At 32.9% G+C, this 24,753-nt stretch carries 25 protein-coding genes; 13 read left to right on the top strand and 12 right to left on the bottom strand.

The window, feature by feature from the left end; all coding sequences use genetic code 11:
• Positions 1 to 259 precede the first annotated feature (259 nt).
• Entirely contained in the window at positions 260 to 721 is a 462-nt protein-coding gene (locus NEF87_RS23730) for a hypothetical protein (RefSeq protein WP_457917784.1), read from the bottom strand.
• Positions 722 to 835: 114 nt separating this feature from the next.
• On the opposite strand from NEF87_RS23730, the gene pyrE reads away from it, so the two are divergent.
• The 4 genes from pyrE to NEF87_RS23750 are packed head-to-tail and all read left to right on the top strand — an operon-like array spanning position 836 to position 3,975.
• Positions 836 to 1,513, top strand: a complete 678-nt coding sequence (gene pyrE, locus NEF87_RS23735) for an orotate phosphoribosyltransferase (protein WP_457917785.1) — start codon at positions 836 to 838, stop codon at positions 1,511 to 1,513.
• Between the two features lie 47 nt (positions 1,514 to 1,560).
• The gene (locus NEF87_RS23740) at positions 1,561 to 2,316 is read left to right on the top strand and encodes a signal peptidase I (protein ID WP_457917786.1); all 756 of its coding nucleotides are present in this window, start codon (positions 1,561 to 1,563) and stop codon (positions 2,314 to 2,316) included.
• A gap of 52 nt (positions 2,317 to 2,368) precedes the next feature.
• On the top strand, positions 2,369 to 3,016 hold the full coding sequence (locus NEF87_RS23745) for a signal peptidase I (protein WP_457917787.1): 648 nt from the start codon (positions 2,369 to 2,371) through the stop codon (positions 3,014 to 3,016).
• A gap of 44 nt (positions 3,017 to 3,060) precedes the next feature.
• Complete coding sequence (locus NEF87_RS23750; RefSeq protein WP_457917788.1) at positions 3,061 to 3,975, top strand: DNA-methyltransferase; 915 nt, start codon at positions 3,061 to 3,063, stop codon at positions 3,973 to 3,975.
• A 22-nt stretch (positions 3,976 to 3,997) separates the two neighbouring features.
• Here the strand turns inward: NEF87_RS23750 and NEF87_RS23755 are convergent, their stop codons facing one another.
• Complete coding sequence (locus tag NEF87_RS23755) at positions 3,998 to 5,170, bottom strand: M28 family peptidase (RefSeq protein WP_457917789.1); 1,173 nt, start codon at positions 5,168 to 5,170, stop codon at positions 3,998 to 4,000.
• Between the two features lie 931 nt (positions 5,171 to 6,101).
• Between NEF87_RS23755 and NEF87_RS23760 the strand changes: the two genes are divergently transcribed.
• Both NEF87_RS23760 and NEF87_RS23765 read left to right on the top strand, forming a co-directional pair.
• Positions 6,102 to 6,860 (top strand): SIR2 family NAD-dependent protein deacylase, encoded by a 759-nt coding sequence (locus NEF87_RS23760; protein WP_371804014.1) that lies wholly within the window; start codon positions 6,102 to 6,104, stop codon positions 6,858 to 6,860.
• Positions 6,861 to 6,882: 22 nt separating this feature from the next.
• A complete protein-coding gene (locus tag NEF87_RS23765) occupies positions 6,883 to 7,692 on the top strand; it encodes a GNAT family N-acetyltransferase (RefSeq protein WP_457917790.1) in 810 nt (269 codons plus the stop codon).
• Here the strand turns inward: NEF87_RS23765 and NEF87_RS23770 are convergent.
• Complete coding sequence (locus NEF87_RS23770) at positions 7,689 to 8,765, bottom strand: hypothetical protein (protein WP_457917791.1); 1,077 nt, start codon at positions 8,763 to 8,765, stop codon at positions 7,689 to 7,691. The genes NEF87_RS23765 and NEF87_RS23770 overlap by 4 nt on opposite strands.
• 135 nt (positions 8,766 to 8,900) lie before the next feature.
• Here NEF87_RS23770 and NEF87_RS23775 point away from each other — a divergent pair, with 135 nt between their 5' ends.
• Positions 8,901 to 10,973, top strand: coding sequence for a metallophosphoesterase (locus tag NEF87_RS23775; protein WP_457917792.1), 2,073 nt, complete (start codon positions 8,901 to 8,903; stop codon positions 10,971 to 10,973).
• Here the strand turns inward: NEF87_RS23775 and NEF87_RS23780 are convergent.
• Genes NEF87_RS23780 through NEF87_RS23790 form a run of 3 tightly spaced genes read right to left on the bottom strand, consistent with a single transcriptional unit; the run spans position 10,911 to position 14,358 of the window.
• A complete protein-coding gene (locus NEF87_RS23780) occupies positions 10,911 to 11,684 on the bottom strand; it encodes a sulfite exporter TauE/SafE family protein (RefSeq protein WP_457917793.1) in 774 nt (257 codons plus the stop codon). The two genes, NEF87_RS23775 and NEF87_RS23780, sit on opposite strands and share 63 nt — an antisense overlap.
• Before the next feature lie 14 nt (positions 11,685 to 11,698).
• Positions 11,699 to 12,280 (bottom strand): 2-oxoacid:acceptor oxidoreductase family protein, encoded by a 582-nt coding sequence (locus NEF87_RS23785; RefSeq protein WP_457917794.1) that lies wholly within the window; start codon positions 12,278 to 12,280, stop codon positions 11,699 to 11,701.
• Positions 12,277 to 14,358, bottom strand: a complete 2,082-nt coding sequence (locus tag NEF87_RS23790) for a thiamine pyrophosphate-dependent enzyme (RefSeq protein ID WP_457917795.1) — start codon at positions 14,356 to 14,358, stop codon at positions 12,277 to 12,279. Before NEF87_RS23790 ends, NEF87_RS23785 begins: the two co-directional genes overlap by 4 nt.
• A gap of 118 nt (positions 14,359 to 14,476) precedes the next feature.
• Here NEF87_RS23790 and NEF87_RS23795 point away from each other — a divergent pair, with 118 nt between their 5' ends.
• Both NEF87_RS23795 and NEF87_RS23800 read left to right on the top strand, forming a co-directional pair.
• Positions 14,477 to 15,676, top strand: coding sequence for an FAD-dependent monooxygenase (locus NEF87_RS23795; protein WP_457920145.1), 1,200 nt, complete (start codon positions 14,477 to 14,479; stop codon positions 15,674 to 15,676).
• Positions 15,677 to 15,757: 81 nt separating this feature from the next.
• Entirely contained in the window at positions 15,758 to 16,366 is a 609-nt protein-coding gene (locus NEF87_RS23800) for a hypothetical protein (RefSeq protein ID WP_457917796.1), read from the top strand.
• Here the strand turns inward: NEF87_RS23800 and NEF87_RS23805 are convergent.
• From NEF87_RS23805 to NEF87_RS23825, 5 genes are all read right to left on the bottom strand, one after another.
• Positions 16,358 to 16,582 (bottom strand): hypothetical protein, encoded by a 225-nt coding sequence (locus NEF87_RS23805; RefSeq protein ID WP_371804022.1) that lies wholly within the window; start codon positions 16,580 to 16,582, stop codon positions 16,358 to 16,360. The genes NEF87_RS23800 and NEF87_RS23805 overlap by 9 nt on opposite strands.
• Complete coding sequence (locus NEF87_RS23810) at positions 16,582 to 17,727, bottom strand: hypothetical protein (protein ID WP_457917797.1); 1,146 nt, start codon at positions 17,725 to 17,727, stop codon at positions 16,582 to 16,584. Before NEF87_RS23810 ends, NEF87_RS23805 begins: the two co-directional genes overlap by 1 nt.
• Before the next feature lie 598 nt (positions 17,728 to 18,325).
• Positions 18,326 to 20,002 carry an L-lactate permease gene (locus NEF87_RS23815; RefSeq protein ID WP_457917798.1) on the bottom strand — a complete coding sequence of 559 codons (1,677 nt, stop codon included), beginning with the start codon at positions 20,000 to 20,002 and terminating at the stop codon, positions 18,326 to 18,328.
• A gap of 91 nt (positions 20,003 to 20,093) precedes the next feature.
• Entirely contained in the window at positions 20,094 to 20,552 is a 459-nt protein-coding gene (locus NEF87_RS23820) for a hypothetical protein (RefSeq protein WP_457917799.1), read from the bottom strand.
• A 106-nt stretch (positions 20,553 to 20,658) separates the two neighbouring features.
• Complete coding sequence (locus tag NEF87_RS23825; protein WP_371804026.1) at positions 20,659 to 21,540, bottom strand: DUF6159 family protein; 882 nt, start codon at positions 21,538 to 21,540, stop codon at positions 20,659 to 20,661.
• 114 nt (positions 21,541 to 21,654) lie between these two features.
• Between NEF87_RS23825 and NEF87_RS23830 the strand changes: the two genes are divergently transcribed.
• The gene (locus NEF87_RS23830) at positions 21,655 to 21,942 is read left to right on the top strand and encodes a hypothetical protein (RefSeq protein ID WP_371804027.1); all 288 of its coding nucleotides are present in this window, start codon (positions 21,655 to 21,657) and stop codon (positions 21,940 to 21,942) included.
• A gap of 262 nt (positions 21,943 to 22,204) precedes the next feature.
• Positions 22,205 to 22,525, top strand: coding sequence for a hypothetical protein (locus NEF87_RS23835; RefSeq protein ID WP_457917800.1), 321 nt, complete (start codon positions 22,205 to 22,207; stop codon positions 22,523 to 22,525).
• Positions 22,526 to 22,535: 10 nt separating this feature from the next.
• Here NEF87_RS23835 and NEF87_RS23840 read toward each other — a convergent pair whose 3' ends face one another.
• Positions 22,536 to 22,958, bottom strand: coding sequence for a hypothetical protein (locus NEF87_RS23840; protein WP_371804029.1), 423 nt, complete (start codon positions 22,956 to 22,958; stop codon positions 22,536 to 22,538).
• A 297-nt stretch (positions 22,959 to 23,255) separates the two neighbouring features.
• On the opposite strand from NEF87_RS23840, the gene NEF87_RS23845 reads away from it, so the two are divergent.
• Positions 23,256 to 23,786 carry a hypothetical protein gene (locus tag NEF87_RS23845; RefSeq protein ID WP_371804030.1) on the top strand — a complete coding sequence of 177 codons (531 nt, stop codon included), beginning with the start codon at positions 23,256 to 23,258 and terminating at the stop codon, positions 23,784 to 23,786.
• A 229-nt stretch (positions 23,787 to 24,015) separates the two neighbouring features.
• Complete coding sequence (locus NEF87_RS23850) at positions 24,016 to 24,753, top strand: class I SAM-dependent methyltransferase (RefSeq protein WP_457917801.1); 738 nt, start codon at positions 24,016 to 24,018, stop codon at positions 24,751 to 24,753.

Here is a 24,753-nt window from a genome sequence, read left to right on the forward strand (position 1 = left end):
AAACTGCAAAAATTATTGTGAACTTAATTAATTTTGAAATCAAATTCTAAATTTGGGATGAATTATTTAAAACTATTCCCACATATGTTAATCCCGCAACAAAAATCACTACGCCCACCAGTAAAACTATTTTCCAGTATTTCATTTATCCCATTCCCTTAAGTTCTTATTAAAAAATATAACACGTTTGAAAGAAGATAAAAAGCCTTAAAAAGATACTTGAACCAATGGTCCATAAAGATACTATTTTTTCAATATGTTATTCACATATTTCTAAAAATGGAAGGACTTTATCTTGATTTTTTGCTTTCGACAAAATTTCATTATTTAAAATACGTTTTAATCGATAATACTCTGCAAGAGCTTCTTCATAGCTTTGATTTGGATATCGTCGGGCTAACGCGATATCTCGGCGTGTGCACCCGCCTTGTCGCATGCAGCAATAACTCAAAGATCCAAAGCAAGTTTCGCTATAATCCCATTGATGTTTTTGCGAAAAATCTTCTTTGATTTTAATAAATTCTTGAGGGTCCATTCCAATTTCTTTTAACTTAGTATCACGCAGACATTTGTAGCCAAAAGTTAGAGAATGGCCTGGTTTGCAACAAAAAGTTAAAGATCGAACATCTCCGCCTAAACAAGCGGGTACTGGAGCCATTTCCCAGTTCGGAAGATCTCTTAAAAACTTCTTTGAAATCTTTGCGATTGTATCATTACTCACAAAATTCCTCAGTGTTAATCCCTAAAAAAATATTTTGGATATAAATTTCGGGAATTCGGGAAAAAGAAACTAGGAAAATTGAAAAATTTCCCAAGCTTATTCGAAGTGATTTTAATGGAAGATTACAAAAAAGAATTTATTGAATTTATGGTTCAATCAAAAGTGTTGATTTTTGGGGATTTTATGACCAAAAGTGGACGCAAAACACCCTATTTTGTTAATACAGGCAAGTATCGAACAGGTTCTCAGATGAAGAAACTAGGAAAGTTTTATGCTGAAGCCATTCGTAATAATTTTGAAGAAAATGTTGATGTTTTATTCGGTCCAGCCTATAAAGGGATTCCTTTAGTAGTGACGACTTCTATTGCTTTATCTGAACATTTTAATCAAGATGTATCCATCTGTTTTAATCGAAAAGAAGCAAAGGATCATGGAGAAGGCGGAAATTTCATCGGGAAAAAATTGGAAGATGGGGACAAAGTAATCATTGTTGAGGATGTAACTACTGCGGGGACTTCTATTCGTCAATCCGTCCCAATGTTAAATAAAGCCGCTTTTGTTCAGTTAAAGGGACTTGTAGTATCTGTTGATCGTATGGAAAAAGGAAAAACTAAGAAAGGGGCATTAGTTGAACTTGCAGATCAATTCAACATGAAAACTTGTGCCATAGTAACTTTAGATGAAATTATTGAACATTTACATAACAATCCAATCGAAGGTAAAGTAATTATTGATGATAATATGAAGCAAAGAATTGATGAATATCGTGCAATTTATGGCTGTCAAAACTAATAACCTACCTATAAAATTTAAAATAATCAAACCATATAATGATTAAAATGGCAACAAAGCCCGTCAAGAAAAAAAAAACTCCGTTAACTAAGAAGCAACAAATTATCCGCGAAGTTATTTTTTTTGCGGTAGTTATTGCACTAACCTTTTCTTTCATGCCAATCATGAAAGCTTCTTTAAAAAGTGATTATCCCTTGGTAGTCGTTACTTCTGGATCGATGGAAACCACCATTTATCGAGGTGATTTATTAGTCATTGGAGGAAAAGATCCCGCCGATATATTAGTAGGTGATCATATAGATCACGGTGGAGATATAATTCTTTATAATGCAACGGGATTGAATTGGGAAAGCAGAGGGTCTGATGAACCCATTGTTCATCGCTGTGTGGGAAAAGAATTAGGGGATGATGGAGTGCTTTATTTTACCGCTCAAGGTGATAATCTTGACACAAATACGCGTCCAGATACGGATGATGATGGAAATACCATTCGTATCCCTGAAGATCATATTTTAGGGGTCGTTAAAAGTATCATTCCCAAAATAGGATATCCAAAATTATGGATGGCTGAAAATAATATATTCTCCACAATTCTCGTAATCGGACTTGCAATCCTCTTAGTTGTAAGCATTGTAGATGATTACTTGCATCCTGAAAAAGAAGAGAAAAATGAAGCCAAAAACCGTGAGTCTGCAGAATCTGAAATCGATGATTCTGAAAAAATTTCTCGTATAAATGATGGTCAAGTCAAAGAAGAAGAATCTAAAGATTCTGGTGATTCTGAGATAGACTTGGGCATCTAATTTTTTTCCATTAATCCAAATTTTTAAAAAATTCATTTCAAAATTGATAAAAATGACAAAAAAACCCGAATCTGCAAAATCTCCTGCAAGTCGAAAAAAAGAAATCATACGCGATGTAATTTTTTTTGCTGTGATTATTGGATTCACCTTCGCATTCATGCCAATAATGAAAGCTTCTTTGAATACTGATTATCCCTTAGTTGTGGTTACTTCTGGATCTATGGAGCCTTTAATTTCAAGGGGGGATTTATTAGTGATTGAAGGGAAAGCTCCTGAAGATATTGAAGTAGGAGATCATACTACTTTGGGAGGAGACATAATATTATATGATGCTGAAGGTCTTGGTTGGAGTCGTTCAAATAATGAACCTATTATTCATCGTTGCGTTAATAAAACTGAGATCAATGGAACTTACTACTTCACAGCGTTTGGAGACAACAATAGTCAAGAAGATCCTGTGTTAATTCCTGAAGATCACATCCTTGGTGTTGAACGGCATATCATTCCAGTTGTGGGATGGCCTAAAATATGGATGGCTGAAAATAGTCTCTTTTCGACCGTTCTTCTTATTGGATTGGCTATTTTACTTGTTGTAAGTGTTGCAAGTGATTATAAAAAATCTGAAGACGAAAAAACCACAGAAATTGAAGAAGCTAAAGTAGTGCCAACTTCTGATTCTGAAGTTGATTTAGGCGTTTAATTTTTTTTTAAGACTGTTAAATAATATATAGGAACTAATCTGTCGTGGGCAAAGGAAATACTGAAAAAAAAACTAAGAGAAAATATATTCCAGGGCTTGCCCAATTGAAATTTGAATTGGAATATGATTGGACTGCTTCTGAAGCAAAAAAACTTTTTACTAAGACAAAATCTTCTCTTGCTCTTGATTCTATCAAATTTGAGGATTCCATTGCTGGTATGAAATCAATGCCTCCTTCTTCCGTTGATTTAATCATTGCAGATCCTCCATTCGGTATCGATTTCACTGGCAAAGGTTCTCAATATAATCGAAAACGTGCTTTAGTGGAAGATGGCTATGTTGAAATTTCAAAAGACTATACGACTTTTACTAAGAACTGGATTGGATGCCTTTCCCATATCATGAAGGAGAAGGCTTCTGCCTATATTATTTCTGGATGGACAAATCTGAACGCGGTTCTTTCTGCTATTGAATCTTCTGAATTGAAACTAATTAATCATATTATTTGGAAATATCAATTTGGAGTTTTTACCAAACGTAAATTTGTGTCTTCTCATTATCACATCCTTTTTGTTGTAAAAGAAGATAATTATTTTTTTAATAAATATGAATATTATCCAGAGGATGTTTGGGAAATTCCCCGAACTTATCATCCGGGCATGAAAAAAAATGGAACGAAACTACCGGAAGCATTAGTTTCTCGGTGTATTCAGTTTTCTTCGAAACCAGGGGATATCATTTTTGATCCTTTCATGGGAAATGCAACCACGGCTGTGTGTGCAAAAGGATTATATCGACACTATTTTGGATTTGAGTTAAATCTCAACATGGAAGAAATCCACCAAAGTAATTTGGACAAAATCGCCCTTGGGGCTTTTTATCATCCTCTAAAGGAGTTTTTACCTACCCAAGAAAAATTGCTGGAAAAATATCCCCACTTAAAAAAGCATATAGAATGAGAATTTATGCATTAAAGAAATTTCAAAAATCATTTGTTCTTTTCATGCTTTTTTTTTTGGAATAAATTGAGATTCCCACGATTATTACCAAACTTCCGGCGATTAAGGAGTATATGAGTATTTCTAAACTAGAATTACTTGAGAATTGAGGGGCTTCTTTATTCGATTTTGAATAATAATTTTGATACACGAATTGCAAAAGGGTTTTTCCCGTCAGATCTAAGCTTTCTGGAGAAATATTTTCTATGTTATCCTGGTGTGTATGATGATATGGCCATCCATTATCAAGATCCCAAAATTTAATAATTAAATCCACTGTTGGTATTCCTTTTTTAGCGAACGGAACATGATCATCAATAATAGAATATCTTGAACCATCTAAATTAAATTCACTTGTATATCCCAAAGAATTTCCTACTTGAAATACATTTTCCAGAAGATCTGTTGATGAATGGCTTTCTTTAATGAATTTAAGGTTTGTTCCTCCAACCATATCTAACAATATGAATGCTTGAATTGAATTGATGCTCTGATCTGGTTTAAAATAACTTGAAGGGTTGGTTTCCATATCTTCTGCTAGCCACTCACTCCCTTCACACCAGTTCCAGCCTTCAATTCCTGATAATCCATTACTTGATCCTTGATCTTCAGCATCGATAAACAGGAACCAAAAATCTGTATTCCATTTCATTTGGGCGGTTGCTAATACACGTGCCATTTCCATCATCACCGCTACCCCACTTGCTCCATCGTTAGCTCCTTGGATGGGCAAATTTTGAAGGGATTCATTATTATCTTTTTCTGCTACCGCCCGACTATCATAATGGGCCGCAAATATTACAATATTGGATGAATTACTCTCCAATTTTGCAATTAAGTGTTGGCAATTAACCCCACTGATTGAAAAGTTAATAATATGGGTAGAGTTGAGAATAGACATTTCTTCCTTTATTGCCTTCAAACAATTGCGACTTTCATTTGATCCAGGTATACGATATCCAAAATTCAATTGTTGCTTGATATAATCATATGATTTTGATTTATTGAACTCATCACTGAACGATGTATCAACTTGTGCACCAATTGGAATAGATGTTTGATTTTGAGTATTCAACTTACTATTTATTGGGTAAAAGTTCTTGTTTACAACAAAATTGGACAGAATAAGCAAAATAAGAAAATAAACAAGTTTCACTTTAGTTGATATGCCCAGCGAATAAAACCTCAAAAAATTAATGGAAGAAGCTAAACATAAATCTTATGGGCTTATCTTGAATAATTTATTAGAATTCAGAACAAAATAGAAATAAAAAAGAAAACATAGAGTAAGGGTAAAAATAATAAAGATGCCGACTTTCGTCGGCCGCGGAGGATTATTATTTATTATGGCTAAATTAAAAACCCAAACTCTAATGTAACATAGACATTTTTACTATATAAAATTATCTGTCATTTCCATTTAGTTGAAAGGGTATGGTGCAATAATCTCTGCTTATTGATTATCTTATCCGATAAAAATTGAAGGATATTTCAATTAGATTGTAAATTTTACTAAAATTTTAGATTGAATGCTGAAAATTCGAAATTTAATCTTACAATTCCTTCAAGCAACTAATTTAGTTAGGGGTTAATAATTCCAATATGAACTATAGGGCGGTATTTTTTCATGGAAAAATAAATATAGAGAAAAATTTTCTTCGTTACTTATTGTCTTCCAAGTAAAATGAATTGGTTGGAAACGGGGCTTATCGCTCTCATCTTCAAAATTATCTGTCTTAATTAAGATATGGATTGGTAAATTCTATGAAAAATGTGAATCTCACTAAAATTTTCACATGAACATTCGTTTCTCCATTTCTAACTTTTTCTCTTTTATCCGAGAAATTTGATGAAATCTATCCTATCCATATCACCCTTCCTTAATTTATAGCTATTTTTTTTGTCTACTTCAAAGAACTTTTGTTTTTATCGTATTTATTCGGACATCCAAAAAGTTGTTTTCTTTCTATCAAAAATGTTCACTTTTTTTTCTGTAAATTCAAAACATAAGTTTTTTTTAAGAAAATAAGTGATAGCTAAAATGGAAATTCCATAAATTTCTAAAACAAACTTAAAGTTAATTCATCATGGCAGAATATTTTGATCCCCAAGTTTCACTTGCGATAGACATGATCCGTTACGCAAAAAAAATCGTTGTTTTTACTGGGGCTGGAATATCTACCGATAGTGGTATCCCCGACTTTCGATCCCAAGGGGGTTTATGGGAAAAATATAATCCTTTAAAATATGCAAACTATAATGTTTTTTTAAAAAAACCGGAATTTTATTGGCAATTAGAGCAAGAATTACAACCCATATTTAGCAATGCCAAGCCGAATAAAAGCCATAAACTTTTAGTTACGCTTGAAAAGAAGGGAAAATTGACTGCAATTATCACCCAAAATATGGATAATTTTCATCAAGATGCTGGGTCCAAAGTTCCTATAATTGAAATTCATGGTAATGCTCATAAAGCTCATTGTATGGATTGCGGTTTCATTATAAAACGCTCTTATATCACTAAACGTTTAAAAGCGGGAATTTCTGTTCCGAAATGTTCGAAATGTGGTGGTCGGATCAAAACCGATGTGGTTCTTTTTAATGAACCAATTGCTGAAGATTTATTGGAAGAAGCAACAAAATATGCTGAACAATGTGATATATTCATGGTTTTAGGTTCTTCTTTGTCGGTCTTTCCTGCAAATCAAATTCCATTATTAGCCAGAAAAGCAGGTGCTAAACTTATTTTTATTAATCGGGATCCTACATATATGGACAAATATGCATCACTACGGCTTTTAGGTGAGCTAGGAACATATTTACCATTAGTTATCAATGAAATTTAGTAACATAATCGAGGGCAATTCTATGGAAAAAAAGAAAAAACAACCTCCCAAGGGAAAAGTTGAAAATTATTTCGGAAGTGCTTCTTATGATGTGCTTTCTGATGAAGATATTTATGAAATGGAGCCATCCAATTCTGATAAAGAAATAGAAAAATCGAAAGCAGCCCTCATGAAAGATGAAACAACTAAGGATTATGATTCCCAATTTCGAGGTAAATTGTTACGCATGTTTAATCGCGTCGATGCCAAAGAAATGATGATTCAACAACAAACTTCTTCCACTTCCGTATCAGAAATTCCATCTACCCCCATATATGAAACAAAAGACTATGTCTATATTCAAATGAAGCAAAATATTGAACACCTCTCCGAATCTTTTCAGGAAGAATTGGAAGAATACAGATTAAGTGGAATTAACGTTCGAAGAGCGGATGTTAATGATTTGGATATATTTGTTAAGCTTTATAACAGAGCATTTATGAGGGGATCTGATCCGTGGAGTCCTGCCACAAATGAGCAATTCTTGGAGATTTTAAATAGTAAAAATACTGTTGTTTTAATTGGTTCTTCTCATGGGGAAGATGTGGGATTTATTATTACTGATTTAGAAGGTGAAAGTCTTGAAATTGGTGTGATATGTGGATTAGGCACAGATCCAAGGTGGCAAAGAAAGGGGATTGCTCGCTATTTAGGAATTGCCTCTTGGGATTATTTTCGCGAACTGAATGTCAAGGAATTACGTTGTGAGGTGTATGAAAATAATATACCATCCTATAAACTAATAAAGAGTTGGCATTTTGAAGAATATGGAAAAAAAACTTATCAATTTTAAATATTTATTTGTTCTTTTCTAAATTTTTTTACAACTTGGCTGGTTCGAGATAAAAGTTCTGTTGCGAGTTCAACTGGCGCCCAGGCATTTAAACCACAATCGGGACCTACATATTTCAAACGATCTCCATATTGTTTATGTGCAATGCGCAAGTTTTTTTCTATCCGTTCTGGGGAATCAATTAGTTTACGTAATCCTTCAAGTGAATTGAACTCTTGATATTCCATTCCTGCATCTAATGCATCAGCCATAATTGCATTGAAATTCGTTCGACATACTCCCACGCGGATAAATTTATCAAAATCTTCTAAATATTTGCGATCTATTACGTTTTGATTGTTGCTGGCAAATTCACAAGTCATTATGTTAATATGTTTCGTTTCCAAGGGTATCTTAAAACTATTCAAAGAATGAAGATGGATTTGAACATCACAATTTAGTCCTTCAACACTTTTGTCATAAATCTTGACGAGATCGTCATGCTCTGCTCCACTTATTGACACATATCCCAAAGATGGTTCATCTATTGCTACAATTTCTGTTTTCATATATTTTGAATCTACAATCGAATTTTTTAAGAAACGATTTACACTTTTAGAAAAGTTCATGGCCATATCGGTATAAACTGAAAATCCAATTTCTTTGAAATATAATTCTAATGGGCCTGTTACACAAACTTTCAAACGAATTTGTTCTCCTGATTCTTCATAATTACGCTTCGCCCATTGTTGTAATATATCTACTTCTAACAATCTGGCAAATCTTGGCTCTATTAAGTGGGGTTCATTTTTAACTTCATATTCTTTCATAGGTGTAAGAAATTGGCTATACATGTCGACTATTTGGGGATAATTGATAACTTCCATACCGGTTTGTACCTTCAATTGAAAAGTATGTTCAATAGGATGAACAACATTAGTGTAAAGACCTTGATTCTTGTGAATATCATAGTTTTTAAGAATTGCTTTGAAAGCATCCCAATAATATTTATCAAATCTCTGATTGGATGTGTATGATGGAAGCGGAAAAGAGCCGACATCATCTAAAATAGGAAAATTGGTTATTGAAGCCATTCAAACTCATACTTATCAATCTTTTCAACCATTTCAATTTTCTGAAATACTTCCAATATTCTCAATTTTGGAATTGAAAAGTAAAAACAGAAAATATAAAGCAAAAAAATTGTTAATTAGTACTCGATATCTTTCATGGTTAGTCCAAGTAATACAATTTCAAGGTATTCCGATGCTTCACTTGTAGTCGCTCCTCAAATCGGTCATCCCACCATGATTAAAAGTTCCTATCAAAAAATTGCTAAAGAAAGAAGTTTCAGGGTGGAATTATGGATTGCTGCGGGAAAAACGAACACAATGAGAGGTTTAACTGAAGAAATTTCAAATAATCTAAATGTTTATCCCTTACTTGGATTAGAAAAAAAAACTTTACAATCAAAGCGCGGTAGGATACTCTCTGTCTGTCCATTAGAAATAACAGAAAAAAAATACAAGCGATTGAAAGATCCTACCATTTTAGATGATTTTCTATCACCAAGTAGTGGTGATCAAATTTCTGGATTAGGTTCAGAGCCAATTCATAGGTTGATCTATGATTTAAATGTTTTTCCTGAAAGAGCATATTTGTATCGCTGTTTATGCAAAATTGATTTAAGTGATGAATGTATTGCGTATTTGGAGCATAATAATTTTCTTTTATTTGATTTAATCCAAACTTTTACTGATCTACCCCAAGAAATACGTGAGTTACCGCATTCTATTTGCTTAAATATGAGGAATTCTTGGAATGATCTAAATTTCATTCAGATTAGTGATCTACATATTTCTCGTAGAAATGATTATTTTTTAGGAATGATCAAACACAACTTACGCACCAGTGCTTTGAAATCCATAAATAATCTCTATGATAAAACTTTGAAACCTTTGATTGATAAAATATCTTCGTCAGAAAAACCGCTTGCTCGGAAATTTAAAGAAAATTCTTTAGAAAACCGGTTAATTAATCCCAACAATAATTTGAGGTTATTTATCAAGAAAGCAAATAAACTTGCTTGTGAAAAAAAATTAGACTTTATTGTGATGACTGGAGATTTAGTAGATTTTTGCACTAGTGCTGAAAATCACTTATCTTCATTACCCGAATATCGCTCCTTTATTAATTATGAAGACTCAAATTGGGTCCGATTTCTTGATATTCTATTAAATCGTCCATTACCTCCACAAAATTTTAGTTATCTTGGAATAGAACCATCTGAAGAATTACTTGTGCCAATATTTACATTACCAGGAAATCACGATTGGCGCATTTCACATTATAATATTCAATCCATTGGTATTTTTAAAAAATTAGGACTCTCTCGCGTAGAAGCAATGAATTATCGTGAACCTCCTGCAACCTCCCCTCTTTCAGTGGGAAAAAAAGCTTTAATGCCTTATTTTCAGTATATTAATCCTTTTTTAGATTATTTTATCAAATTGGGAGATCATACATTTACATTTTTAGATTCTGGTCCAGAATCCATTGCTGAAATTAAATTTTTATTAATGGCAGATCCTTCTACAACGGGATTTTCAACAGAACAATTAGAATATCTCTCTTTAATTGCCAAGAAATTCATAAAAAACGAATCTTCTGAATTATCAGAATCGAATGGGATACATTTTTTGCTATCTCATGCCCCAATTGTGAATCCTTCAAAAAAAAAAGTGATGAAAATCAAGTTCCTTCAATCACTAAACCTTCTTCCAAAATTCCGTTTGGATGATTTCAAAGCATCTAAACTATATGAGCTAGGAGAAAATGATCCTCGCTCTGATATAGATTTGGAATATCGAAGCGGGACCATTTCTCAGAATTGGGTAAATACAATGGGTGTATTAGAACGCAATAATCTTATTCATCTTGCAGGACATACCCATAAATGGCGTGAATTCCGCTTAAAACGAAGTGATCGTCCCACAAAAAGTACTACGGGTTATGGAAAAATGATTCTAAATCCTTTTGCTATATATTGGGATGATTATACAAAATTATACGGTGAAACCAATCCTTCTTTTTTTGAAGAAAATCGTCCGTTTCTCTTGCAGGCACCTTCTTTAGGTATTCAAAACAAAGAACTTGGGCTTCCTGCTGGAGGTTATCGAACTTTTTGCATACGAAACAATAAAATTCATCAAGTTCGCATGGATTTTGTGGGTAAAATTCTAAGTATAGAAAATAGTTTGCTTAAGGATAGAACGAATTCCAATGATAATCAAAGCAACTAAGATAATTAGTCGGAATGTCTCCACAGGTATTTTAGGTGTTAATTTATGACCTAATTTAGATGCAAAGATAATTATTGGAAGACCAATCAAAAAAATGATTAATAAATTATCTTTGGGAAAACTATCTGTGGCAATATACAGAGATATTTTTAATATTGTTAATGGAAATCCAATTGCTGCAAAATTCCCTATGAAATTTTCTTTGTAGTGTCCCGTTCCTTCCAGTAATGCTACATTAATGGGCCCTGATGCTCCAATCAATCCTCCAAACAACCCATAAGAAAAACCTCCAATAATAAGGATCGGTTCTGATATTTCTTTAGAGATAAAAATATCTTCCGTCTGGATTTCTTCTTTAGTTTTAAGAACTGATCGAATTTTTAAAATAGAATAAGTAAGAATGAAGCATCCTAAGAGTAACTCTACCCAACGTAAATTGATGGATAATAACAATAATAATGAACCAATAACAGCGCCTGGAATTCCCGTTAATATGGCTCTTATAAGAAATTTCTTATCCATGAAGTGTCTATATTGAATTAAATTTAGAACACTTGGTACGACTCCCCAAATAGTTACTAAAATTATTGCTGCTTGAATTCCAATTATAGGACTTGCTATGGGAATTAGGATAAGAGCATCCCCAAAGCCAATTAACCCATACACGAAACTTGACAGAAAAACAAAAATTAATATCCAATACTCATTCAAGATAAGGAAAAAAATTAAACATGGTTAAAAAAATCTTGTAATAATTCTGAGAAATTCGTTACGGGTAAAATTTGGGTAAATAATGATGGTTTATGGGCTAATATTAGATAGTTTGCATATATAGCGGGTTTGTTTTCTTGAATTGCCATATTCGTAAAATCCTTTTCGATTATTAAATGATCGGGAAAATCTTGTTTGAATTGGTTCAATCGCTCATTAATATCTGGATATGATTTTATATCTTGTGAAAGACTACTTTTAGGGATGAGTTCATGGTTATTAACTAGTGTGATCCCATTTGGTCTTAGATATTGGAGATTTCGTAATAATTCTAACGGTTCCAAAGCGACCATTAGATCTATCTCTTGAATTGGAGGGGAAGGAGATAAAAAAGGTATGGTTTTAGAGGGATCTAGATTGTAACGAACTAAGCAAAAAACTGATCCTTCTCGTTGAGAGACTCCCCGTGATTCCATTGAGACTAATCCATGAATTTGAGATGATTTTAAGGCCATTTCTCGGAAAAATTTTCCTAAAGTCATGACACCTTGACCTCCGACTCCGACAATCATAATATTGAAAGAAAATTTGTTCATTTTGATGGATTCTCCTTTGATGGATTTGGTTGAGTAAAATGTAAATGGGGGTTGATTACTGTTTTATAAATTGCATGGTTTGGACAAACCTCCAAACAACTAAGACAGTCTTCTCCTAAACATCGGGATGTATCAATCTTATATTTATCTTCACTCATTTGGATGGCAGTACATCCTAAGACTGAAAAGCATTCATCACACTTTGTGCAGTGATCCGCGATCTGTAAAAATGTACATTGATTGTTGGCTTTTGTCTCCTTTTGTATTCTGCGTTTATAATTTAAAGCACATTCCGCCTCTACGAGAATAAATTTCAAACCATCTAGGGAGAAAAACTGCAAAAAGTCTCGAGTCATTTTCTTTATTGAATACCCATTTAAGGTTTTGATTGGATAAGTGCCTAAGGTTTCTAAAAATTGTTTAATCTTAAATGGTTGAATATTTACCTCAGAATTCTCTGTATTTAATTGTTTAGGTGTGGAGGGTGATATTTGATGGCCAGTCATAGAACAAAAATAATTATCTAGTATTACAACAGTGGCGGGGGTATTGTTTTTCGCTAAATTATAAATTGCTTGGATACCTGAGTGAAAAAAAGTGCTATCCCCAATTAAACTTACTACATGCTGCGTTTTTGGATTAACAAATCTTCCAACCCCATTAGTGATACCTACTCCAGCTCCCATGCATATTAACCAATCCATTACGGCGTAGGGTTCTGACATTCCAAGCGTATAACATCCGATATCACCACCAAAAATGGCTCTTTTATTTTGTTTTTGATAGAATTTGTCCGTGGCTTTTCGGAGGGAATAAAAAACATTTCTATGTGAACATCCTGGACAGAATGTTGGTTCACGGATAGGTAAACTCTGTTGGATATTTTTTATAGAGTTTGGAATTTTTTTTAAAACTTGATGAAATGCTTCGAAATATACAAGGTTATCTTGCAAGAAAAGTGGTTTGGACAAGAGATCTATGATTTTTTGAGGAGATAAAGTTCCTTCCCTCGGAAATATGTTTTTCCCCAAAATTGGGACCATCATATCATAATCATAAAGAATATCTTTAATTTGCATTTCTAAGAAAGGTTCTTGTTCTTCAATAACTAAAAGTAACTCAATTTCATAGTCATCAACAAAATCCACAATGATCTGTTTATTTATGGGGTATGTTTGAAGTAAACGTAGTCGAGGAATATCTTTTTCAATAATTGCACATATTTCATGGGAGTATGTCCAAGACAGACCACTAGTAATAATTCCAACGGAAACATCTTGTTTTTCAATAATGATTTGGTCTTCATCCTTTGATTTTTCTTGAGTTTCTTCTTTTTCTTTTAAAGTACATTGAGTTAATTTAACCTCACTTTTTCCCTCAATTGAATGCAGATCTTGATCTTCTAACTCGAAATATCCTTGTTCTTGTTTAAAAATAATAGAATTTAAGCGAGTCTGATTATTTTGGGCCCAGTGAATTGCATTTAAAAATTTATTAAAATCTTTTCTGAAATATCTTTGTTCTTGCTGGACAAATTGGTGAGAAAGCTTGCTAAATTGAACGATACTGGACGCGTGGTTTAAAGAAGCCGGAGAATAAATCATGACTGGAAGATTTATCTTTTCTGAAAGTTCAAAGGCTATAGATACAAAATCTTTGCATTCTTGAATCGAAGCGGGTTCTAAAATTGGGAGTTTGGAATGAAATGAAAAAAGTCTAACATCTTGTGCATTAGTAGAGGATTTTATGCCGGGATCTCCACCACAAATTATTACTAATCCCGCTTTTCTTTGTCCCTCTATTCCTGAATACATTACGGAGTGGAGTGCATCAGAAATTAAATTCATGCCTAAATGTTTGAAAACGACTGCTGCTCTTATCCCGGTCCAACTAGCGCCCACGGCTGCTTCAAAGGCGACTGTTTCATTAATAGATAAATCATAATCGATTAGTACTTCTCTACCGGCATACCATCTCCACATATCTCCGATTTCAGAAGTTGGAGTTCCAGGGTAATTTGCTAAAAACTGTACTCCTGCTTCATATAAACCTCTTGTAAAGGCTTCATTGCCAGTCATGATGATGGGTTTTATATAATTTTCTAAAAAAATTTGTTCCAAATGGGATTCTTTAACATTCATTCCTATAATCATATTAAAATTCATTCCTAATTAACTATTTAGCCAAAAAAAAATAATATCATATATGGATGCTGAGGTAATAGTTGTTGGAGCGGGACCTAGTGGAATAACCGCTGCTAAAAATCTCGCATCTCATGGTATTTCTGTTTTAATCTTAGAAAAATTGTCATTCCCACGAAAAGTTATTTGTAGTGATATAATTTTTTATCAAGCAGTGAAGGATTTTCCATACATAGAACCTATGATTGAAAGCTACAATTATTCTGTTGAAATTAGATCCAATAAACAAACCAATCGGGTAGTAATTGATTCCAAAACTCCATTTTTTGCAACATTTTCTGATCGAGCTAGGTTTGATTCCTTTCTTTTAGAAAATGCTCAACATCCAAAATTATCTATAAAATTTAATGTTGAAGTAAACAATGTCAAATCTTATTATAATTTTATTGTTGTTCATACAAATCAGGGCTGTTTTCGAGCTAATATGGTAATTGGTGCGGATTCTATTAATTCAATTGTCGCTCGGCGATTAAATATTGGATTAAAACCTTTTCCATCACAGTTTGGCCTTTCCATTAATCAACTATTTCCTTTAGATAAAAAAACCTGCATTGAACATTATGGTGATCGTCTAAAAGCAACTTTGTTACTCAATTATAATCAAATTCCCGGTATTACAAAGATTGTTCCTAAATTAAATTCTGTGTTGGTTGAAATTTCTACCCCAATTTCGCGTTATCCGCATATTCGGAAAGATTTTGAAAAACTAATCCAAGATCTTATTGAATGGAGGGATCTCCCAAATTTAGAGTTTGATCTTCATCCTACGATAGGAGTTTTTCCTATTCAATTAGCTGAAAAAAGAACTTATGGACCACGTTGCTTGCTTGTTGGAAATGCTGGGGGGTTTTGTTCTTCTTTATTTGGAATGGGCATTTATCATAGCATGTTAAGTGGTTTATACGCATCTCAAGCGGTGCAGAAGATGTTGAACTCGCCATTATATGCTTTCGGTGTGGTCCCTCCATATTATCGCATTTGGCAAAAAAATCTAAGATCTAATTTAAAACTTCATCAACGAATTCGAAATTTAATTCTCCTTAATCCCGCAGGATCTGTTAATTTTGTGAATTGGATTAAAAACAACCCATCTCTGCATAAAAGAGTTCTAAATGTCATCCAATGCGATTTATCTGCAAAAATATCACCTGCCAAATTAAGTTGGCTTTATTATCGTTCCTTGCGAAAAAGATAATTAACATTTTCACCCCAAAATAAAAAAATCGCATTTTTACCAAAACATTTTTACTCGGTTTTAATATTAATAAAATAATTTATGTCAATTTGGGATTCGAGTTTTAATACTCTTTGGCTTTCCTTATGTGGTGCATTTTTTGTTATTTTCCGGATTTGGCTTACCGAAGTTAAATTGCATAAAGAATTAGGAAGTAAACGCGGTCATACTTCTCGATTTATCTCTTTATTTTTCTTCATTGCAATGTTGCTGAATTTTGAGAATAATGTATTTACATTGATTTCGGTCGTTGGAGCTCCTGCAATGCTAATGGCTTTTTTTGCATTCGATGTTCCGTATTATATTAAGGATGTTCCCCAAATAAAAGAGAAGAAATTTTGGCTAATAATAGAGCGTTTAACAATGCATCCACCAGCAGTTTTTTTTGCTGTGTATTTTTATGCTTACGCTCGTCTTGATTTTTATTTAACATTGTTTACAATCCCAAAATTTTGCGGTGCCCTTATTCTTGTGATAGGTCCATTATTTCTTTTTGATCCTCGAGTTATTAAACGTGAGGATTGGCCTCGGGGTCCAGCATGTATTATTGGTGCGATCTTAAGTATTGTGGGCAATCTGCTATTTTATTTCCAAAAAAAAATGGCTAATATCGATATAATAACAGAGCTAGGAATTGAAGGTTTACTCTAAAACAGTATATAAAATCAATCCGATCCCAATAGCAACTCCTCCACCGCCTATCCAAAAAGATACACTAATAAATGTGTGTATTGCATCTGGTAAGGGATTATATAGTGTCAATAATTCATATCTACCCCAGAAAGACATAGCGATCCAAGTCAAGGAAACCAAAAATATAAAGACAAGGTGTTGTAATTCAAGTTCAAAGTCAAGAAAATTTACCATTATACTCCAAATACATTTATGCTTGGAATGTTTAAAAGGGATAGCATTGCGAAGACAAAAGTGATGCAAATTGGCATGAGTAAGTTATCTGAAACTTTTATAGGTTTTGGTGTAACCAGATCTAAAACTGCGAACACTGTTGCGCCGATAATACTGTAAATTGGTCCCACGAGGGCACTCATTGTTAAAAATGCTGCTAATGATCCTCCAAGTGTTCCTTCAAGGGATTTCTGATTCCATGAATATCTTTTTTTCCCGAATTTCATACCAATCATGCTTGCGGCAGGATCTGCGAAAGCAGCTAAACATAATCCTGCTAAAAACAACATGGGAGGCAAAACCATCGCCGAAGCCAGATATCCTACGGCAAAATGGCTATAGGATGCAAAAGTATCAATTTCCTTGTATAACAATTTTTTTTGTGTCTCTTTATGAAAAACACAATGCAAGAAATTAGATAATCGGGTGATTTCCACTACCAGAAGAACCATAACCATCCCGTACATGACCATTATAAGAATAGTTTGTCCTAAAGGAATAGAATGTCGAATAAAAGCAATTTCAAGATATCCTTCTCCTTGACTATTTCCCCAAAAGCTCTCAATAATTGTTCGAAATTCTGCTGAATCTTTAGATCCAACGAAATTTTTAGTTGTATTAATACTTCCTAATAATAAAAAGGTGCTAAGTAAAATAAACGCAATAAAATGCCAAGATTTACGTTTATAATCAATCGTTCGCATAGTTTTATGGGAAATTGTATGGTTTTCGTTTTCTAGTCCATAGCGATGTTCTTTTTTTTGCCCTCTTGCATACATATACACGTTGTAACCTATGAATAAGAAACCTATTATAACTGGAATTATTGCTAACAAAAGTCCGGGTAAGTCGCCAGATGTACCATTGAAATCAAAGCCAACTTTAATTTGAATCACAACTAATTCAAAAAGAAGTAATATCATCATTCCAACGAGATTAAATGGTTCTTCAATAGTATGAACCCGTTCGGTACTGTTTGGGTGATTTTGGCTCCACAAGGCAAATACTTTAGATGATTTTAATAAAACTCTTAGGATGGATAAAATAATGACTCCAAAAATCGTTATGATAAAAAATTGACACAAAATTCCCGGATTGATTGCCATCGAAGTGTACAATCTTACATGTTTGAAAAAATTTCTGTTTGCCCTTAGATTGGAATTCTAAGAAAGAATTCACTGAAATAATTCTTGTTTTGCCACTGAGAAGGTGATACTTCTCCAAAAATATCATGTTTTTAGGATAGTAGGATGAAAATCTAAAAGAATTCAAATTGTTTAACCATATATTAATTTTCATTCCGCTTGGTGTTTTGAGCAGAATCTCATCTATTTTTGATCAAAAATCTAATTTGACTCATTTTTCCAAAGAAAATATTCCCATTAAGAATGGCTTATGACATTGCTTTTATTTATTGACAAATCTATTGTAAGATATTCTACCACAAATCGAATTTTTACCACAAACAGAATAAGAGAAATATGAGAGATCAAAAAATAATCCAAAAAAGACGATATATACAATTTAATTAATGGAAGAATCTAATTGATAAATCTTTATTAAAATTTTTCGAAAAAAGGAAAGCTTCAGCACTATAACTTAATTATCATCGATTTAACTAATGTTTTGAGCAAATCTCCACCAAATACCTTGTCATCATCAGCTTGTAATTTTGATAAGTTTTGAAATAAAAAAAATTTATGTTTATTCTTTCTTCCCGATGTGTGGGAGAGTATCCCTTTTATTTAGGATAAACACACCAATTCCTAGGAAAACTATGTAGATTGAAGCCATTATCAACCACTTCCACCAACTAAAACTAGATGCCCACCCAAAGCAAATTAAGGCAACTGAGATGCACATTAAGAATGTAATTGGTGCTGTTTTTTTAATAATTTCACCTTCAATCCCCACTTCATCGATGGTTGCTGCTGCATTTTGAATTTTTGCGGGTGAAATTACTGATGCAAGGCCACCTCCTACTCCATTGGCCGTACCAACAGCTATTGGATTCATTCCTAAACTTACAGCGGTTTGAGCGTGGAAATTTGTAAACATTGCAATTGCTGATGTCTCAGATCCAGATATAAATCCCGCAAACAAACCAACAAACGGAACCACCAGAGGGTAAAATCTGCCAAAAGTTTGGGCTGTTCCCTCCGATAAAATACTCACCATATTATTAGAATTTACTTTCTCCCATGCCCCATTGATGAGAATGGTTCCAGAATTTATGAATAGAAATGCAATACCGAAGAAAATCGCTGCAGTAAATACCGGGCGAAGAGATCTTTTTATCCAAATTTGTGCCGATTCTTTTAAGGATCCTTTCTTATATTTTCTCAGAATAGGAATAGAAAGCAATGTTGAAATCAATACCCAAAAATATGCATGGGAAAATACTTCAGTCTTCACAACAACTTCACCAATGGTGACTGGTAAAGCTAAATCCTCAGTTAAAAATTGATGAATCGCTGGAATTAAATTGGTAACAATAGCGAATATAATAAGGAGAATCCAAGGGAAAAATGCTTTCCATAATGGCATAGATTGATCCACCAGTTTCTCTTCTTCGGATAACACGGAAGGATCAAATATTTTAATTTTCTTTATTTTTGCAACTAGCAGTAAAGCAAGAGCCGTGGCCAATCCAGAAATAACACCTGTGAGAGTAACAATTCCGAAGTAATTTGTTACAATTGCAGTTCCTCCTGCTACTAATCCTGCAGTGATTGCAAATACCAAACTCTCTTTATTAAATAATAATTTTTTTCCTCCCGCTAACCATAACATCCCAAAAGCAATCCCCAAGGTGATTATAGGCATATAGAGCGAAAATGCAAATCCTGCTTCTTGAAGCGGAATTCCCATAAATTCAGCAAAAAAGACTGCTGGAACTGCTAATAAGGCAAAGGTGCATAAGGGGTCATACCCTATTGCAGGTAAAGATACTGCTGCAAATGCACTATACCCCATAGCAAGCAATACTGGGGGTAGCATAGTTACTGGTGTGGCACCAATTGAGACTAAAAATGTTCCCAAGGCTAAATTAATGAACATTATTTGGAAAGCTTGATTTCCTCCTCCGATTTTTTTAAAATTTACCACAATTTTTTGAAGAGAACCTGTCTTTTCTTGATAGGTCATCATGAAGATAGAGGTCAAAACCATCATGGATATGGGAAATGATTTAAGCATGCCTGCAAGAGATGCTAAAATTCCTACTTTCCAATTTGTTTTAAATATGATTATTGCCAATACGAACATGATTGCATAAATAATAATACCAACTTGATGAGCTTTCATTTTAAAATAGATAAGCAAGAAAACTCCTACAATAAATGGCAATAAAATAAGAACAATGTTTAGAAATAACCCCATAATAATGAACAAGCAAGTCAAAAAGAATTAAAAAGATTCGGAATGTGGGAAAAAAGTGGATGTATGAACACGATAAAAGGTGATTTCAGGTCTATCCTTTACCATGTTTTCCCGCATAAAATGCCATTCCCAACTGCGCGAAGAGAAAAATACTCGTTAAGATCCAAGGGAAAATTCCCAGTTCACGAAGAGAGATTGTCATCATCAGCAAACTGTAATAATAGAAAATTAAGAATGGGACGAGAATTTTTAGTTGTTTGGGATTTCGAAATTCAATTTTTTTCCAATAATCGACGATGAAGCAAAGAATACTGAATAGAGTATAAGTGAATGCTCCGATAGTGTGATAAAATTCGTATTCCTCATTTAAAATAATTGTTCCGAGAATTAAAGTCAGTATTCCCAATGAAATACTAATTAATCCTAAAATATGTTCTATTTTTTTTCCCCATTTCCCCCCTTTTACCCTTAGATAGAAGTTAAGTGATTGCGAAAGATTTACCCAATTCACAATAATGAAAAATAACCAAAGAATTGTCATAAGTTCCATGGCTATTAGATAGAAGTCAAGCTTTATAAAATTTCAAAAAGTATATTGAAATAAAAAAAGGGATAAAAAAAAGAAGATATCATAACCTGAAAAGAAATGCTTGATTTTAATTTTTCTTCCCATATTGTTGTTCTTTGAAGCCATTTTTCATAATATTGGAGTTATATCCCGTTGCAATGGATTTTTTGTCTGCATAAACAAATAATGCTGTATTATATACTGATTCTGCGACTCCAAACACTAAGGATAGGATAATCAGAAATACTATAAATATCCCTATTCCGATCAGAATACCAACAAAATCGAATGCTAAATATAGGAAATATGATCCAACTGCACAAGCGATGAATCCTAAGAATCCGAAAACAAATTTTATCAAATTCATACTGAAATATCTTACCAAACTTTCTCCCCAGGTTTCTCTTAAAGTTGCCACAGATTTTTTTATAGCTTTTCCTGGACCTAAATCATAGTATACCATTCCTGGAACAACGAAAATTGTCATTATTGACCATGCTAATCCAAGAATGCCTCGAATCGCATCCAAAATGAATCTTCCCCATTTTCCTGCTCCTCTAGATGCTTGCTCTAAAATATAGAAAATCAACCCAACAGTGGCGGATAAAAGACTCCACATAAAGATTAAATGGATTTTTGAAAAAGCAAATTTAAGACTTTGACCAAAAGTTGCATTTCCCCCTTCAAATCTTATTTTTGTTGTATAAACAACACATACATTAAAGAAGGTGGCGATAAATGCTAATCCAAGATATGTGAGGAAAACAAATACATACTCCAATGTATCAAATGCACCGTAACTATTGGGATCATCAAGTAATTGCGTAATTATTGTAGGAAATAGCAACGCAAAGGAATAGAGTCCTGAGAATATCGCTGATAAAAATGGAAACCAGAGCATTTCTTTATCCTTTCCAACCGTGCTGAAGGAAACTTTCGTAATTTCCCAGCTTCTGCCAAATACACCCATAATTTTTCACGTTTTTTTTTTGAATAAACACATCATATTTTCTATGATAAATCATAATTTTTTTTATCTTTCTTAAATATATCTCAACTATACTAAATTGTGAATTGAGTAAACATGGCTGAAGAAAAGAAAAAAAATATTTTAACACAGTTGAATGGAGAAATCCTAAATTTTAGCGAAAAAGTCTTTGGAAAACAAGGAAGGGAGTTTTTAGAATCTACCCAGAAACAAATTCACGATTTTAATATTGGAGCTATTCGCTCATTCGTTAATTTTACTGATCAGTTAATAGCCGATACAAAACTCCAAGAAAATGAATTGGTGAAAAAATCCTCCAATACGGTGAAAGATCTGTTGCGCCAATTTGGAGTAATAGAAGAAGATTCTGAAGATGATTTTTAGAAATAACAATATTTAAAATTGATTCCATCGAAATCATTGTTTTTTTTGCTCAATATTATATATTCTCAGTTATTTCTTATGATTTTTACTATTGAAGGTTCAAGCAACTTTAATAAAGTAGATTTCGATTTTTTTTCAAACATGGTATATCACAAAATTCAACATTAAGATTTCTACTTGTGAGAACAATTGGAAGCTTTCCTAAAATTTTTATTAATCCAAAGAATTTAGTCACGTTGTTTCTTAATTGTTTTGATTGCTAATGAATCAAAATAGAATCATCATAGAAGTCATTGGTCGGACTTTTATTCTCCCGATGGATGCTGTTTATAGTTTTAATAATGCCGTTCTTGATGTATATGCTCCAAATTTTGAATATAAGTTTAATAAAGCAGATATCCAACAAATTTCGTTATTGGACATGAATACAAAAATCACAACTGAGTTGCTTATGCTAAAAAAACTTATAGATCATACTATACCAAAAACAAATGATCCTTCTAACCAAGAATTCAAAAAATTGGATGATTCTAAGCCCAAAGAACCCAAAAAAGAAGTTAAATTAACCTCTGGAATGATTTAGGAAATCATTTTTATAAATTTTTTAATCCTTTATAATTCAAATCAATAATCTTATCGATTTTTTCAGCAATTAATTTTTGCTCTGGCATTACATTACGAAAAGATGCTTTAGCTTCCATAAAAATACGAGTTGAGAGGGATCTTAATTGCTTTAAATCAACTTCTCCACGAATAAAGAAAACAAAGAAGATTTGTTTATGTAATGAAAATAATTCTTTCGATATTGTTACAATTTTACTTGTTTGAATGCCCATGTTTTCTCCAAAGGTGATTGTTGCGATATCCTGGTTAAACAGCGATTTACCAATAGTTCCAATTGCGGATAATAAGCCTGAAAGTAAAGCATCATCAATTTTGACGAAATTATCGAAGTCGCGACTATAAAATGGGATACCGCCATTATCACAGATGAGCATAGATTTTAAATTTGACATGGTTCCAATTTCCAATAAGGTCTATCTATTGTACTATGTCTAGTACCTTCTAAATATTCTTACTTTTATACATAAATGTACATCCATTGGTTTTTAAATTTTCTTTCTTCGACATTCAGATAATTCTTATGATTATTTTTCTTCTTCTTCAATTCACTTTTGCAGTGGAAAACAAAAAATTATATTTTATAAACGTAAAAAATTAAATTCAAGTACTTAAGTCCGAAACATGTATTTTTTCTCTTAAGTGTTGACGACTTACGCAAAAAGTTATTAATTTATTTGGTGAATATTGCAATGGAAATTAAAAATTGGTTCTCAGTCGAAGAATGTAAGGCTGCGATGGATGGGTTCAAAGCACGGTTTGAAGCTAAAGATCTTGATGGTAAAGCCGATGCTGCTTATTATTTCCAAGCTTGCTTCGGAACAATTGCTGCTTCTCAAGCAGAAGAAGATGACGAAGATAAACAAGAATTGTGGGAAAATTTAGCCGATAATTTAGAAGAATATCAAAGTATTGCTTATTTCATTGAAATTCGAGATAATGGACCAAAAATCGTTTTCTTGATGACCGAAAAAGAACAAAAAGTAGGTCTCTGGGATGGGGTCTACAGCAAAGAAGAAGCAGAAAAAATATGTCCTGCTAAAAATTATGTATGGATGGATTGGACTCCTGCTTGTCAATTGAAGATTATGATGGGTAACCCAAACACTGATGCAGAATTCTTCTCTGGTGATTTGAAGGTTGATGGATCTTTGAAATTAGCATCTATGCCCCGACAATTAGGGTATGACTTCTTTGAATTCTTAGAAATTGAAATTGATTAAATCTCTTTTAATATTTTTTTTTCTTTTCCAAATTTATCATTCAGATTAATTTTGTCGCTTCATGAGGTCATTTTGAAGAGATATTTGTATGCAACTGCAAAAAATGCTTGGTTATTAAGTTGTTCTTCTAATTTTTGTCCCAATATTATCACGATCTAAAAATAATATCCTATGATTCCAAATTCCGCAGATTTTTTACTCAAGAAGGTATTCTTTATTATGAAAATCAATGATAGAAATTCACAATCTGGACTTAAGAAATAAAACCATTTTGGAGGTGGGCACAGGACGAGGTGGCACCACATTGGAATTGATTGAGTTACTAAAGAAGTTTCCAAGTGCAAAATTGATCACTTCTGATATAATTGATGTAAAAGAAGAACTGATGCAATTTTGTCAAGGATTTATGAATGTCCAAAATCGCATTACATTTATCCAATCAGACGCAACTGATTTGAATTCAATTCCTAATGAATCCATTGATATTATTATTGTGAATTATACCCTCTGCGCCATTAATTCTATTATTGGAAAACTTACTATGGCAATAAATCGCTTTTTTCACTTGCTAAAACCAGGTGGTATATTGCTAATCGAAGAAGAATACCCAATTGAAAGCGCAAAAACTGAAAATCAATGTATTTGGGCGGACAAATGGCGTATGTTAAAAACAGCCTTGATTTCTTCAGGAAATTTACCTTTCAATGAAATCCATCCTGATCAATTAACACAAATTCTATCTCTACTTAATTTTATTGAAATTGAAAAGGAAGATGGCCTTAATATGTTACATCATTCCGAAATTCTCCCTCTCTTCGAATATCAAATCTCTGGTAGTATTTCTTCTAATGGAGATTCTTATCTTGAAAAAGGATTACTGAAGTGGGCTGGTAAAATCAAGAAAAAAATCGAAAAATTAGAGTTTATGGAAATTCCTTACTATAGATTGAGTGCAAAAAAGACTTGA

This window comes from Candidatus Lokiarchaeum ossiferum (assembly GCA_025839675.1).
Lineage (GTDB): Archaea > Asgardarchaeota > Lokiarchaeia > Sigyniarchaeales > Promethearchaeaceae > Lokiarchaeum > Lokiarchaeum ossiferum.

Coding starts and splice junctions, on each gene's coding strand:
- pyrE (WP_457917785.1), top strand. CDS start 836: ATGGAAGATTACAAAAAAGAATTTATTGAATTTATGGTTCAATCAAAA.
- NEF87_RS23740 (WP_457917786.1), top strand. CDS start 1,561: ATGGCAACAAAGCCCGTCAAGAAAAAAAAAACTCCGTTAACTAAGAAG.
- NEF87_RS23745 (WP_457917787.1), top strand. CDS start 2,369: ATGACAAAAAAACCCGAATCTGCAAAATCTCCTGCAAGTCGAAAAAAA.
- NEF87_RS23760 (WP_371804014.1), top strand. CDS start 6,102: ATGGCAGAATATTTTGATCCCCAAGTTTCACTTGCGATAGACATGATC.
- NEF87_RS23765 (WP_457917790.1), top strand. CDS start 6,883: ATGGAAAAAAAGAAAAAACAACCTCCCAAGGGAAAAGTTGAAAATTAT.
- NEF87_RS23770 (WP_457917791.1), bottom strand. CDS start 8,765: ATGGCTTCAATAACCAATTTTCCTATTTTAGATGATGTCGGCTCTTTT.
- NEF87_RS23775 (WP_457917792.1), top strand. CDS start 8,901: ATGGTTAGTCCAAGTAATACAATTTCAAGGTATTCCGATGCTTCACTT.
- NEF87_RS23785 (WP_457917794.1), bottom strand. CDS start 12,280: ATGAACAAATTTTCTTTCAATATTATGATTGTCGGAGTCGGAGGTCAA.
- NEF87_RS23790 (WP_457917795.1), bottom strand. CDS start 14,358: ATGACTGGCAATGAAGCCTTTACAAGAGGTTTATATGAAGCAGGAGTA.
- NEF87_RS23800 (WP_457917796.1), top strand. CDS start 15,758: ATGTCAATTTGGGATTCGAGTTTTAATACTCTTTGGCTTTCCTTATGT.
- NEF87_RS23805 (WP_371804022.1), bottom strand. CDS start 16,582: ATGGTAAATTTTCTTGACTTTGAACTTGAATTACAACACCTTGTCTTT.
- NEF87_RS23810 (WP_457917797.1), bottom strand. CDS start 17,727: ATGGCAATCAATCCGGGAATTTTGTGTCAATTTTTTATCATAACGATT.
- NEF87_RS23815 (WP_457917798.1), bottom strand. CDS start 20,002: ATGGGGTTATTTCTAAACATTGTTCTTATTTTATTGCCATTTATTGTA.
- NEF87_RS23820 (WP_457917799.1), bottom strand. CDS start 20,552: ATGGAACTTATGACAATTCTTTGGTTATTTTTCATTATTGTGAATTGG.
- NEF87_RS23825 (WP_371804026.1), bottom strand. CDS start 21,540: ATGGGTGTATTTGGCAGAAGCTGGGAAATTACGAAAGTTTCCTTCAGC.
- NEF87_RS23830 (WP_371804027.1), top strand. CDS start 21,655: ATGGCTGAAGAAAAGAAAAAAAATATTTTAACACAGTTGAATGGAGAA.
- NEF87_RS23835 (WP_457917800.1), top strand. CDS start 22,205: ATGAATCAAAATAGAATCATCATAGAAGTCATTGGTCGGACTTTTATT.
- NEF87_RS23840 (WP_371804029.1), bottom strand. CDS start 22,958: ATGTCAAATTTAAAATCTATGCTCATCTGTGATAATGGCGGTATCCCA.
- NEF87_RS23845 (WP_371804030.1), top strand. CDS start 23,256: ATGGAAATTAAAAATTGGTTCTCAGTCGAAGAATGTAAGGCTGCGATG.
- NEF87_RS23850 (WP_457917801.1), top strand. CDS start 24,016: ATGATAGAAATTCACAATCTGGACTTAAGAAATAAAACCATTTTGGAG.